The sequence below is a fragment of the Oceanomicrobium pacificus genome, from assembly GCF_009833495.1.
GTDB classification, from domain to species: domain Bacteria; phylum Pseudomonadota; class Alphaproteobacteria; order Rhodobacterales; family Rhodobacteraceae; genus Oceanomicrobium; species Oceanomicrobium pacificus.
On the sequence record NZ_WUWG01000001.1, the window covers coordinates 1,005,337 to 1,018,000 of the forward strand.

The window sequence follows — 12,664 nt, forward strand, 5'->3', positions numbered from 1 at the left end:
CTTCTCCCTATGTTATCTGTTTCAGCGCTCATTGGATGAACCCTGTCAGGCGCGGCACGGTCAGCGACAGTGCCGGGACAAATGTGATCAGAAAGATCACCAGAACCTCCACGGCCAGAAATGGCAGAATGGCCTTGGAGATCGTCTCCACGCGTTCCCCGGAGACCGAGGAGGCGACAAAGAGCACCAGACCCATCGGCGGCGTGGCCAGTCCGACGGTCAGGTTGACGCTCATGATGATGGCGAAATGCACCGGGTGCACGCCGATATCGACAAAGATCGGTCCGAGGATCGGCCCGAGGATGATGATCGCCGGTCCGGCATCGAGGAACATGCCGACGACGAAGAGCAGGATGTTGATGAGGAAGAGCAGCACCAGCGGATTGTCGGTCAGGCCGAGGATGAAATCCGCCATATGTTCGGGCGCATGGCTGAGCGACACGACGGTCTTGAAGGCGACCGCCGCGCCGACCAGAAGCAGGACGGTGGAGGAGGCCAGCGCCGATTTGGTCAGGATCGCGGGCAGGTCGCGCAGCGACATGGAGCGCAACAGCAGAAGCGAGATCAGGAGCGCATAGGCCACCGCGATCACCGAGGCTTCGGTTGGGGTGAAGACACCGGCAAGGATGCCGCCGAGGATGATGATCGGCGTTTGCAGCGGCACGACAGCGCGTTTGCAGACGATGCGCAACTCGGCGTCCATCCGCTGCCGCTGGCGGTAGAAAATCGCCTCGCTCACCAGCGCGAAAACGAGCAGAATGAGCCAGACCGGCAGGCTGTGGACCGCAGGCACCGCCAGACCGACGAGCAGCATCAGAAGCCAGAGCGCGCCGATCATGTTGATCCGCGCAAGGATGCGGGCGAGCATGTCTTCCACCCGGCCGAGGCTGTGCCCCTTGCGCACGATCCGCTCGGCCTTCGGCAGGTCGTAGCGGTCGGCCAGCAGGCGCACCATCAGCATCAGGCCGACGCCCACGAGGATGCCCGGCACAATGCCGGCAAGGAAGAGCGCCGCGACGCTTTCCCCCATCACATAGGCATAGATGATCATGATGCCCGAGGGCGGGATGATCGGCCCGATGACCGACGAAGCCGCGGTGATCGCGGCGGCGAATTTGCGCGAGTAGCCGTTCTTCTCCATCGCTGGGATTAGGGTCGAGCCAAGCGCCGACGTGTCGGCCACGGCCGAGCCCGACAGACCGGCAAAGAGGATCGAGGAGAGGATGTTCACATGCGCCAGCCCGCCGCGCAGGTGGCCCATCATCGCCTGGCTGAATTCGACAAGCCGGAGCGTGATGCCACCACGGTTCATCAATTCGCCCGCGAGCATGAAGAAGGGCAGCGCCATCAGCGGGAAACTGTCCATCCCGTTGTAGACATTGCGGTAGAGCACGGCGAGCTGCTTCTCCTGCCCGTCCATCCACAGGAGCAGTCCCGGTGCGGCCAGAAGCGCGAAGAAGACCGGCAGGCTGATCAGCAAGAGAAGCAGGAAGAGCGGGAGGAACCAGACCAGCATCAATCCGTCTCCACCACACGGCGGTCCGGGTCCCAGACCGGATCGGCATCCGCATCGAAGAGCGCCACGATCCGCGACAGGATCAACTCCAGTGTCACGAGCACCATCAGGACCATGCAGGTGAAAAGCGCTGCATGCATATAGGCCAGCTTGACCTTCACCGCCTCGCCGCCGACCAGATCGAGCGGCAGCCGCAGGCTGGAGGAATTGAACCGTCCGGCAAAGCCCGTCACATGGTCCCAGCCGAAATAGACGCCGGTCAGGCAGACGGCGAGGCAGATCGCCAGAAGGAAAAGCTGCAGGATCAGGCCCGGGATGCGCGACAGGCTGGTCACGGCCATGTCGATGGCGACAAACCCGCCCCAGCGATAGGCGCTCGGCGCGGCAAGTCCCGTCATCCAGAGCATCAGGAACCGGGCGGCTTCTTCGGTCCAGTTCTGCGCGTCACCGATCACATAGCGGAAGAAGATCTGCGCCAGGATGATCGCTACCATCAGGCCGAGCGCCACCCATGCCAGCGCGCGGCCCAGCCGCAAAAGCCAGGTGTTGAGGACCGACAAGGGCCGCAACAGGGCGGAAATCAGGGCCAAGACGGTTCCTCCCAAAACCATCGCCGCGGACGGGCCGCAGCCGGAACCGCCCCCATCCGCTCCTCTTGTCGGGTGCGGTATTTGCGAAACGGTTTCGTTACGTTTGAGAAAACGAAAGCACGAGTCAATCTTTTTCCCGCTGCCGGTGTCACATCACCTGGCCTCGACAAGCGCGACGCCATGGTCGGCGCAGAGCTGGCGCAGGCCGGGATCTTGCAACCGGTCGGTCACGAAACTGTCCACCTGCGACAGGTGGCCGATGCGGATCGGGGCGGCGCGCCCGATCTTTGAACTGTCGGCGGCCAGAATGACATGGCGCGCATTGCCGGTTATCGCGCGCACGACCGCGGCCTCGCGGAAATCATAGTCCAGAAGCGTGCCGTCCGGATCGATGGAGGCCGCGCCGATGATCGCCAGATCGACCTTGAACTGCCGGATGAACTCGACCGCCTCCTCACCCACGATGGCGCCGTCGGACGCGCGGACAACGCCGCCTGCCACGATCACCTCTAGCCCCGGATATGACCTTATTTCATTGGCTGTGTTGATATTGTCCGTGAAGAGTTTGATGCCGGAATGGCTGGTCAGGCGACGGGCGACCTCATCCGTCGTTGTGCCGGCGTTGATGAAGACCGAGGATTGGTTCGGGATGAGCGCGGCGACCGCCTGTCCGATCCGGGCTTTCTGCGCCCGCGCCAGATCGGCCCGCAACTCGTAGGGCATATATTCAGCGCGCAGCGCCGCCCGTGCGCCGCCGTGGAATCGCTCGACCAGTCCCGCATCCGCGAGCGACTGAAGATCCTTCCGGATCGTCTGCGGGGTTGTGTCGAACCGCTGGGCCAGCGCATCCACCGTGGCGCGCCCTGCGTTGAGCACATGGGCGTGTATCTGGGCCTGACGCGCGGAAAGGGACATGGGCCTCGCCCTTCGGTTCACCTGAAACGAACCCGAACCCTAGCAGATTCGCGACAAAACGAAAGAAATTTTAGTCCCACGCTTTCGTTTTGCCATAGCGCGCCCCGTAATCGGTCGGCAGGTCTGTCTGCGGATGCCCGGTCAGGTGGCGCATGCGGGCAAACACATCAAAGCCCATCTGCAGCGCCATGTGGATCACGTCGATCGGCACCCAGTTTTCTTCGATCACGCCGTCCGACAGGCGGTAGAAATCCATCACCCGCATGTCGATCGGGCGGCCGGTCGGCGGCAGGCCGAGCCATTCGCCCAGATGCGTGCCGCGGACCGACGGCCAGCCGCCGGTCACGACGAACGGCCCGTCGCCGATGCGGATATAGTGGCCGGTGCCGGTGCGGTCGGGAAAGCCGATCAGGAACGGGATCTGATGATGTGTGCGGAAACCGCCCATGCCGATCGTGGTTCCGATGCCCGCCGGTCCGTACCAGAGGAAATCCTCGCTCCAGTACCGGCCATGATCCATCGAGTCGAGGCTCCGCCCGTCAAAGGACAGGAGCGCGCCATGCATGTCCAGCACGGTCTGGTAGTTCCGGTCGCCGAGCGCGGCATTGATCTGCGAGGGCTCGAGCGCGCCGCGGGCGGGCGGCTGCCACGCACCCTCGGTCCCGAGCGAGGGTGCAAAGGGCCAGACCCCGGCCTGCCGCATCAGGTCGAGCAGATCCGGCAAGACCCAGCTTCGCATGATCCGGTCGCCCTGGAGCATGTGCACCTCGCAGACGCGGAGAGCGACGAGACCGCCGGTGGCGGGAATATCGCAGAACGGGGCGTCGAACCGCCCCTGATAGACACCCATGCTCGCCACCAGTGCCTGGCCCTCGGAGCCCGGCGAAGTGCGCGCGTCGGGTTTTGAGATGCCTGCCGCCAGCAGATGGGTGCGCCGCTCCAGCTTCGGGAAGGCGGTGCGGATTTGGGACCAGACCTCGGCGATGGCGGCATGTCCGGTGCGCTCGTTGAACGGGTGCGCGCCGAACCAGAGCGCATCGGGGTGGTAGACCTCGTCAACCGCGGCCCCGCTGACGAGCGCATCGATCATGCCGTGAACCCGCGCCTTGTGATGTGCTGGATCGATCATTCTGTCCCCCGTCCGTCCGGTTGGTTTTGCAATCGTATGCAAAAATCCCTTGCCATAGCGTTTACCGCGAGTCTACGATTTGTTGCAATCGTATGCAAAAAGCGATTCCCCGGCGGCGTCAGGCGTCGGGAGCAACGGAAACAGGGACGGAAACGGGGGGCCTTCGCGCCATGGCCGAGATTCAGTTGCGCAGCATTTCCAAGCGCTGGGGCAGTTTCGTCGGCGTCCACAAATTCGACCTGACCATTGCAGACCGCGAGTTTCTGGTGCTGCTCGGACCCTCGGGCTGCGGCAAGACCACCACCATGCGGATGATCGCCGGGCTGGAGGATGTGACCGACGGCGAGATCGCGATTGACGGGCGCGTCGTCAACGATCTGGAACCCAAGGACCGCGACGTTGCGATGGTGTTCCAGTCCTATGCGCTCTACCCGAACATGAATGTCTACGAGAATATCCGCTTCCCGTTGAAGGTGCGCGGGGTCGATACGTCCACGCATGAAGAGAAGGTGCAGCGCGCCGCCCGGATGGTAGAGCTGACCGATTTCCTGCATCGCAAGCCAGCGGAACTGTCGGGCGGCCAGCGGCAGCGCGTGGCGCTGGCGCGCGCCATCGTCCGCGAGCCGAACGTCTTCCTGATGGACGAGCCGCTCTCCAACCTCGATGCGAAGCTGCGCGTCTCCACCCGCGCGCAGATCAAGAACCTGAGCCACGAACTGGCCGTGACGACGATCTATGTCACCCACGACCAGATCGAGGCGATGACACTGGCCGACCGGGTCGTGGTGATGAAACAGGGCCGGGTGCAACAGGTGGGGTCACCCACCGAGATCTACGACAATCCCGCCAACACGTTCGTGGCGTCTTTCATCGGATCGCCCGCGATGAACCTGATCGACGGGGACATGGCGGCGGGCCGGTTCACGGCACCTTCCACGGACATAGGCGGGCTGGATGTGCCCGACGGTCCCGTGACCCTCGGTTTCCGGGCCGAGGATGCGACGCTCGCGGCCGATGGTGCAGGCGACATCACAGCGCCCATCTACACGCTGGAACTGCTCGGCGACGCGACCATGATCACCGTGCGCATCGCCGACGCGCTCGTCTCCGTCAAGGCGGACAAGAATTTCCGTGCCGAGATCGGCACGCCCGTCGGGATCTCGGTCCCGCCGGAGATCTGCCACCTGTTCGATCGGCAGAGTGGTGAACGACTGGGGGAAACCCCGCCACAAACGGCCATGCCGGGCATGGCCGGATAATCGGTCCGGCCGTCGACGACGGACCGCAACGCAACAAGGAGGACGACCAATGAAACTCAAGACGATGCTTGCGGCCGGAGCCGTTTCGCTGATCTCGACCGGTGCTTGGGCCGGGTGTGCCTTTGAGAATGACGTGCCGATCAAATCCCTGTCGGCCGGATTCGAAGCCTGGAAGGCCGTGACCGATGCGATGGCCGAATGCGGAAATGTGGAAGCCGAGCTCGATCAGGAGTTCCGCGAGAAGCAGCCCTCCGCGTTCGAGGCCAATCCCTCGCTCTATCATATCGGTGGCGTGGCCAACTCCACGATGGTGCCGCTGCTCAATGCCGGCACGATCCGTCCGCTCGACGATCTGGTCGAGAAATACGGCCAGAACCTGACGCCGAACCAGCTCATCAAGGTGGACGGCCAGACCATGGCCATCGCGATGATGGTCAACACCCAGCACCTGATGTACCGCGAGGATATCTTCAGCGATCTGGGGCTGGAAGTGCCGACCACCTATCAGGAGATGCTCGACGCCGCGGCCAAGATCCAGGAGGCCGGCGTGGTCGAATATCCGATCGGCGGCACGTTCAAGTCGGGTTGGAACCTCGGCGAGGAATTCATCAACATGTATATCGGCGAGGGCGGGAGCTTCTTCGGCGAGGGCAACATGCCGGCCATCAACAACGAGCAGGGCGTTGCGTCGTTGGAGATGCTGAAGGCACTCACCGAATATATGGACCCGGAATATCTCGTGTCCGACAGCACCTATGTCCAGCAGCAGTTCCAGCAGGGCAAGATCGCGATTGCCAACCTCTGGGCCAGCCGCGCAGGTGCCATGGATGACGAGGCTGAGAGCCAGGTCGTCGGCAAGGTGAAAATGGCGGCCGCCCCGATGGGCTCCGCCGCGCCGGCCACGACGCTCTGGTGGGACGGTCTCGTGTTCGCCACCAACATGACCGACGAGGAAGCCGACGCGGCCTTCCGTGTCGCCATGGAAGGCATCGACGAGGAAATGGTCAAAGCCAACAACGACACGGCTGTCTGGCTGATCAACGGCTACGAGCCGGGTGAGGTTGCCATGGGTGCCGCCGCCACGGCTGCGGCCGGTGCGCTGCCCTATCCGGCCAGCGGGCCGATGGGCATCATGCACACCGCGCTTGGCAATGGCGTCGCGGCCTTCCTGACCGGCGACAAGGATGCCGAAACGACGCTGGCCGATATCGAAGCCGAATATACGACCGCGGCCAAGGAGGCCGGACTGGTCCAGTAACCCCTGGCGAGCCGGGCGGGCCTGGGCATCTGTCCCGGCCCGTCCTTCCCCGACACAGTTACCTCTACCGCCCCGGGGCGGTTCCAACCGCACCTACGCCCGCCCCGGGGCGGTGCATCCAACAGGGAGACCGCGCATGAAGTTCCGCACCTTCGCCGCCTTTGTCGCGCCGTCGATCCTGATGATGCTCCTCTTTATCGCCTTCCCGCTTGTCAGCGTGCTGAAACAGAGCTTCTACCTGACGCAGCCCGTCTACGAGATGGTCGAGGTCGAAACCTGCACGCCGGGTTTCCTGACCCAGACCTGCGTGACCGAAACCAAGGCCCAGCCGCAGCTGGATGAGTTCGGCAAGATCGTCACGACAACAACATTCGTCGGCCTGCAATCCTACCAGAACGTGCTGGAATTCGGGCGGGTCAAGGCCGCCTGGGCCAAGCGCAGCTGGTCGGAGTTCCAGACCATCGATTTCTGGAAAGCGCTGCGTTTCACGCTCACCTTCACCTTCATCACCCTGCCGCTGATCCTCGGCATGGGGCTTGGCATCGCGCTTGTGATCAACAATGCCACCCGCGCATTGCGGGGGCCGGTGATCTTCCTGTCGCTTCTGCCAATGATCATCACGCCGGTGATCGGCGCCCTGTCGATCCGCTGGCTCTTTATCGGAGACGGGATCCTGACCGCCGGTCTGGAATGGTGGCTGGAGCGTGACATCGCCATGTTCGCGCAGGCCTGGACGCTGGAACTGATGATGATGTTCTACCGCGTCTGGCATGTGGCGCCCTTTGCCGCGATCATCTTCTATGCCGGTCTGCAGACCGTGAACCAGGACAGTCTGGAAAGCGCGGTCATTGACGGGGCGAGCCGCTGGCAGCGCCTGCGCTACGTGATCGTGCCGCATCTGATGCCGCTCATCGTCTTTGTGACGCTGATCCACCTGATGGATGCCTACCGCGTCTTCGAAGAGGTTGTCGGCTTTTCCTCGCAGGCGCATGTGATCTCGCTGCAATGGCTGACCTATGACTTCCTCGTGCCAGACCAGGCCGGGAACCGGTCGGTGAGCCGTGCCTCCGCCAGCGCCATGCTGACCATGATCGGCATTGTCATCCTGCTCGTGCCCGTCCTGCGCCGGACCTGGCGCGACCATCGCGGAGGCCACTGATGTCCCAGCCACGCGCCCTGCGCCAGCCAGCGCTGCTCCGCATCTCCTCGGCCGCCTTTCTGGCCTTCTGGTGCCTCGTCGCGGCCTTCCCGATCTTCTGGATCACGGTGATGAGCTTCAAGGCCCCCGTCGATGCGTTCGACGCCAATCCGTTCAACGTGATCTTCGGGCCGGAAACACGGGCGCGCGGCAAGGGATTGTCGACCCTCGATATTCTTGCCGGGCTGACGCTCTTCTACGCCACGTGGCGCATTGCCATCGGTCCGCTGCCGCGCGCGGTCCGGGAATGGTCTCCGGGCGGTCAGGTCTGGATCGGCTGGATCATCGGCGCTTTGGTGACGGGGCTGGCCTTCGTGGTTGTGCTTTTCGGCGTGCTGCCGCCGGTCATGGATCTGCTGAACGGCATTGCCGGGCCGCTCGGGCGCGACGTGATCGGACTGACGACCGAACATTATCACACGGTCTGGATCGAGCGCGGCTTTACCCGCAATTTCCAGAACTCGCTTCTGGTGACGACCGGCGTTGTCACGATTTCCCTGACGTTCGGCACACTGGCCGGTTACGGGCTGGCGCGGTCGGGCTCGTCGCTCGCCTTCTGGATCCTGATCATCGCGCTTATTTTCCGGGCCCTGCCCCATGCGGTGCTCGTTGCCGGTTACCTTCCGGTCTTCATCAATTCGGCCGAGATCCTGCGCCCGATCCTTGGCGATGCCGCACCGACGCTCTACGGCAAGCCCGCTGCCACCATCGCGGTGCTCGTCGCGATCAACCAGCCCTTCACCATCTGGATGTTGCGGAGTTTCTTCCAGAATATCCCGGCCGACCTGGATGAAGCTGCGCGGGTGGACGGCTGCTCGCATTTTCAGGCGTTCCGGCGGGTCATCATGCCGGTCATGTGGCCCGGTGTGATCACCACCGGCCTTTTCAGCTTCCTGCTGGCCTATAATGACTTCCTTGTCACCTCGCTCCTGCTCGATGCGCAGAACCAGACGATGGTTCCGGCGATTGCGGGCATGTTCAACATGGAAACCACGACGACAGATCAGGTTGTGGCCGTGGCCGCCGCCGTGTCGATCACGGCGCCGCTCTTCCTGCTGGTGATGATCTTCCAGCGCCAGATCGTGTCGGGCCTGACGGCCGGGGCGGTCAAGGGATGAAGGGCGCGCGACCGGAACAGGCAGCACTCAGCCGCGATACGGACCTGAGCAAGACAGACGAGACGCGGGCCGTGATCGAGGCGATGGTCGACGGGCTCAACGATCACCGGATCGACGATATCGGCGCATTCTTCGCCGACAGTTTCCGCTGGATGGGCAATCAGGGCTGCGGCACCAAGATCGGGCTGCAGGCCTTTCAGGACAATTGGCAGCGCCCGTTCCAGGCGGCATTCAGCGACAAGGTCTGCATCGACGAGGCGCGGCTCTATATGGGCGAATGGGCGGCGGCCTTCGGGCGGCAGGAAGCGGTTCATTCCGGCCCGTTCATGGGCATTGCCGCGACCGGAAAGCGGGTCGAGATCCGCTACATGGATTTCTGGAAAGTGGTGGACGGCCGGATCGAAGACAATTGGGTGATGGTCGATTTCCCGCATGTTTTGGCCCAGCTCGGCGTGGACGTGTTCAACGGCGAGGGATGGGAGAATTTCGACAACGGGTCACGGGTGCCCCCGCGACCCGGCCAACCGGAGGCGCGCTGATGGCGATCCAGAAATTGAAGAGCGGCCGGTCCGATGCCGACCGCTCCTCCGATGATAGCAAGATCCGCTCCATCGTGGAGGCGACGCTGGCCGATATCGAGACGCGACGCGATGCGGCGGTGCGCGACTATGCGCAGAAGTTCGACAATTACACGCCGGACAGTTTCCGCCTGTCGCAGGCCGAGATCGACGCGCTGATCGCGACCCTGCCCGACCGCGACATCGAGGATATCCGTTTCGCTCAGGAACAGGTGCGCAATTTCGCGAAAGCCCAGCGCGACTCGATGCAGGATATCGAGGTGGAAACGCTGCCCGGCATCGTGCTCGGACACCGTCATATTCCGGTGCAATCTGTCGGCTGCTATGTGCCGGGCGGCAAGTTCCCGATGGTCGCCGCGGCCCATATGTCTGTGCTGACGGCCGCGGTTGCCGGCGTGCCGCGGATCGTCGCCATGACCCCGCCGTTCGGCGGCAAGCCGAACGCGGCGGTGGTCGCGGCCATGCATATGGCCGGTGCGCATGAAATCTACATTCTTGGCGGCATTCAGGCTGTCGGCGCCATGGCAATCGGGACCGAAACCATCGCGCCGGTCGACATGCTCGTCGGCCCCGGCAACGCTTTTGTGGCCGAGGCCAAGCGCCAGTTGTTCGGGCGTGTCGGCATCGACCTGTTTGCCGGCCCGACGGAGACCATGGTCATCGCCGACGATACGGTCGATGCCGAGTTGTGCGCGACTGACCTGCTCGGGCAGGCGGAGCACGGCTATGACAGTCCGGCGGTGCTCGTGACCAACTCCCGCAAGCTGGCGGAGGCCACACTGGCGGAAGTGGACCGGCTCCTGACCATCCTGCCGACCGCCGAGACGGCAGGCGCAAGCTGGCGCGATTATGGCGAGGTGATCCTGTGCGACAGCTACGAGGAGATGCTGGAAGTCGCCAACGAGATTGCCAGCGAACATGTGCAGGTGATGACGGATCGTGACGACTGGTTTCTGGACAATATGACGGCCTATGGCGCGCTCTTCCTCGGCCCGCGCACCAATGTGGCCAATGGCGACAAGGTGATCGGAACCAACCACACGCTGCCGACCAAACGGGCCGGCCGCTACACTGGTGGGCTCTGGGTCGGCAAGTTCCTGAAAACCCACAGTTACCAGCGGATCACCAGCGACGAGGCCGCGGCCGATATGGGCGCCTATTGTTCGCGCCTCTGCCAGTTGGAAGGGTTCGTCGGCCATGCGGAGCAAGCCAACATTCGGGTCCGCCGCTATGGCAAGCGCAACGTGCCCTATGGCGGAACGGTGGAGTGACGCAGATGACGGCCGATCCCCACAGCCGCCACAAGGCGCTGATCGCCCCGCTGCGGGCCGCCATGTACGAGTTTGCGACCGAGACTGTGCGGGACCGCCTGTCCGAACTTGTCGCGCCCGATGCGCCGATGCACCTGGCTTTCCCGTTCGAGACGCTTGACGGTCCCGCGGGCTGGCTTGGCGATGCGCTCGGCCCGCTCAAGACAGCGATGCCCGATCTGGAGCGGCGGGACCATATCGTCATGGCCGGCGCGGATACGGACGGGGCGCAGTGGGTCGGGTGCGGCGGCTATTATTGCGGCACCTTCGCCGCGCCCTTCCTCGACATCCCGCCGACCGGTCACATGGCGCATATGCGTTTTCACGAGTTTTTCCGCTTCGAGGATAACCGTGTCGTGGAGATGCAGGCGCTTTGGGACATTCCGGAACTCATCATGCAGGCGGGCGCCTGGCCGATGGGGCCGAGTCTCGGCCGCGAATGGCATATTCCGGGGCCCGCGACGCAGGACGGGCTGGTGCCCGGACCGCACGACGAAGCGCGGTCCGTGCGAAGCCGCGACCGCGTGATCGACATGCTGGAGCATATGAAACGGCACCCGGCGCAGGGCGGACCGGACGTGATGGAAATGGAGCGGTTTTGGCACGAACGGATGAGCTGGTACGGGCCGAGCGGCATCGGCACCGGGCGCGGTATCGGCGGGTTCCGGCACTGGCACCAGATCCCGTTCCTTAACGGCATGCCGGACCGTGGCCGCTATGTGGACGAGATCGACTATCATTTCTTCGGCGACGGCGACTATGTGGCGGTCACCGGCTGGCCCGACATGATCCAGACCGTGAGCGCGGGCGGCTGGCTCGGCATCGCGCCGTCTGACAAGCGGATCGAGATGCGGTCGCTCGATTTCTGGCGGCTCGAAGGCGACCGGATTCGCGAAAACTGGGTGATGGTCGATTTGTTGCACGCATTCGACCAGTTGGGCGTGGATGTGCTGGCACGGATGCGGGAATATGTCTCCGCCCGCCGGACGCCCGGCTTCACCCTGCCCGAAGGCCTTGCCCCATGATCGACCTGCCCCGCACACCTTCCTTCCGCCTCGACGGCCGCCGCGCACTTGTGACAGGTGCAAGCTCCGGCATCGGTCTGGGCTGCGCCGCGGCGCTGGCGGAAGCAGGGGCGCAGGTTGTGCTGGCGGCGCGCGGCCGCGACAGGCTCGATGCCGTCGCGGGCGCTCTTGCCGGGGCCGGCCATTCGGTGGAGGCCTGCACGCTCGACATCACCGACCCGGACGCGATCGAGGCCTGTGTGGATGGTCTCGGCCCGCTCGACATTCTGGTGAACAGTGCCGGACTGGCCCGCCATGCGCCGGCGCTCGACGCCACCGTGGCCGATTTCGATGCGGTGATGGACGGCAATGTCCGCGGGGCTTTCTTTCTGACCCGCGCGGTGGCACGCGGACTGGCGGCCGCAGGCAAGGCCGGATCGCTGATCAACATTTCCAGTCAGATGGGCCATGTCGGCGGGATCGACCGGTCGGTCTATTGCGCCACCAAACATGCGGTCGAGGGCTTCACGAAAGCGATGGCGATCGAATGGGGCCCCTTGGGCATCCGCGTCAACACGATCTGCCCGACCTTCATACGCACGCCGCTTGCTGCCGTGACGCTGGAAGACCCGGAGAAACGCGCCTGGGTCGAAGCCCGGATCAAGCTCGGCCGTGTGGGCGAGATCGAAGATGTGATGGGCGCCGTGACGTTTCTTGCCTCCGATGCGTCCGCGATGATCACAGGCTCGGCGCTGATGATCGACGGCGGCTGGACGGCGGAGTGAGCGC

12 protein-coding genes are annotated in these 12,664 nt (G+C 64.1%); 8 read left to right on the forward strand and 4 right to left on the reverse strand.

Annotation, left to right across the window (positions count from 1 at the left end; all coding sequences use genetic code 11):
• Positions 1–28: 28 nt before the first annotated feature.
• From GSH16_RS04955 to GSH16_RS04970, 4 genes are all read right to left on the reverse strand, one after another.
• Complete coding sequence (locus GSH16_RS04955) at positions 29–1,516, reverse strand: TRAP transporter large permease (RefSeq protein WP_160852485.1); 1,488 nt, start codon at positions 1,514–1,516, stop codon at positions 29–31.
• Positions 1,516–2,106, reverse strand: a complete 591-nt coding sequence (locus GSH16_RS04960) for a TRAP transporter small permease (RefSeq protein WP_235912932.1) — start codon at positions 2,104–2,106, stop codon at positions 1,516–1,518. Before GSH16_RS04960 ends, GSH16_RS04955 begins: the two co-directional genes overlap by 1 nt.
• A gap of 153 nt (positions 2,107–2,259) precedes the next feature.
• Entirely contained in the window at positions 2,260–3,021 is a 762-nt protein-coding gene (locus tag GSH16_RS04965) for a DeoR/GlpR family DNA-binding transcription regulator (RefSeq protein WP_160852489.1), read from the reverse strand.
• A 70-nt stretch (positions 3,022–3,091) separates the two neighbouring features.
• Positions 3,092–4,150 carry an ester cyclase gene (locus GSH16_RS04970; protein WP_160852491.1) on the reverse strand — a complete coding sequence of 353 codons (1,059 nt, stop codon included), beginning with the start codon at positions 4,148–4,150 and terminating at the stop codon, positions 3,092–3,094.
• 170 nt (positions 4,151–4,320) lie between these two features.
• On the opposite strand from GSH16_RS04970, the gene GSH16_RS04975 reads away from it, so the two are divergent.
• The 8 genes from GSH16_RS04975 to GSH16_RS05010 all read left to right on the forward strand — a co-directional run bounded on the left by GSH16_RS04975 (position 4,321) and on the right by GSH16_RS05010 (position 12,660).
• Complete coding sequence (locus GSH16_RS04975) at positions 4,321–5,409, forward strand: ABC transporter ATP-binding protein (RefSeq protein WP_160852493.1); 1,089 nt, start codon at positions 4,321–4,323, stop codon at positions 5,407–5,409.
• A 49-nt stretch (positions 5,410–5,458) separates the two neighbouring features.
• On the forward strand, positions 5,459–6,667 hold the full coding sequence (locus GSH16_RS04980) for an ABC transporter substrate-binding protein (RefSeq protein ID WP_160852495.1): 1,209 nt from the start codon (positions 5,459–5,461) through the stop codon (positions 6,665–6,667).
• A 136-nt stretch (positions 6,668–6,803) separates the two neighbouring features.
• Positions 6,804–7,826 (forward strand): carbohydrate ABC transporter permease, encoded by a 1,023-nt coding sequence (locus GSH16_RS04985; RefSeq protein ID WP_160852497.1) that lies wholly within the window; start codon positions 6,804–6,806, stop codon positions 7,824–7,826.
• Complete coding sequence (locus tag GSH16_RS04990; protein ID WP_160852499.1) at positions 7,826–8,983, forward strand: carbohydrate ABC transporter permease; 1,158 nt, start codon at positions 7,826–7,828, stop codon at positions 8,981–8,983. The genes GSH16_RS04985 and GSH16_RS04990 overlap by 1 nt, the downstream gene beginning before the upstream one ends.
• Positions 8,980–9,522, forward strand: coding sequence for an ester cyclase (locus GSH16_RS04995; protein WP_160852501.1), 543 nt, complete (start codon positions 8,980–8,982; stop codon positions 9,520–9,522). Before GSH16_RS04990 ends, GSH16_RS04995 begins: the two co-directional genes overlap by 4 nt.
• Positions 9,522–10,832 carry a histidinol dehydrogenase gene (gene hisD, locus GSH16_RS05000; RefSeq protein ID WP_160852503.1) on the forward strand — a complete coding sequence of 437 codons (1,311 nt, stop codon included), beginning with the start codon at positions 9,522–9,524 and terminating at the stop codon, positions 10,830–10,832. The genes GSH16_RS04995 and hisD overlap by 1 nt, the downstream gene beginning before the upstream one ends.
• 5 nt (positions 10,833–10,837) lie before the next feature.
• Positions 10,838–11,896 (forward strand): ester cyclase, encoded by a 1,059-nt coding sequence (locus GSH16_RS05005; RefSeq protein ID WP_160852505.1) that lies wholly within the window; start codon positions 10,838–10,840, stop codon positions 11,894–11,896.
• Positions 11,896–12,660 (forward strand): SDR family NAD(P)-dependent oxidoreductase, encoded by a 765-nt coding sequence (locus tag GSH16_RS05010; RefSeq protein ID WP_328803190.1) that lies wholly within the window; start codon positions 11,896–11,898, stop codon positions 12,658–12,660. Before GSH16_RS05005 ends, GSH16_RS05010 begins: the two co-directional genes overlap by 1 nt.
• Positions 12,661–12,664: the final 4 nt, after the last annotated feature.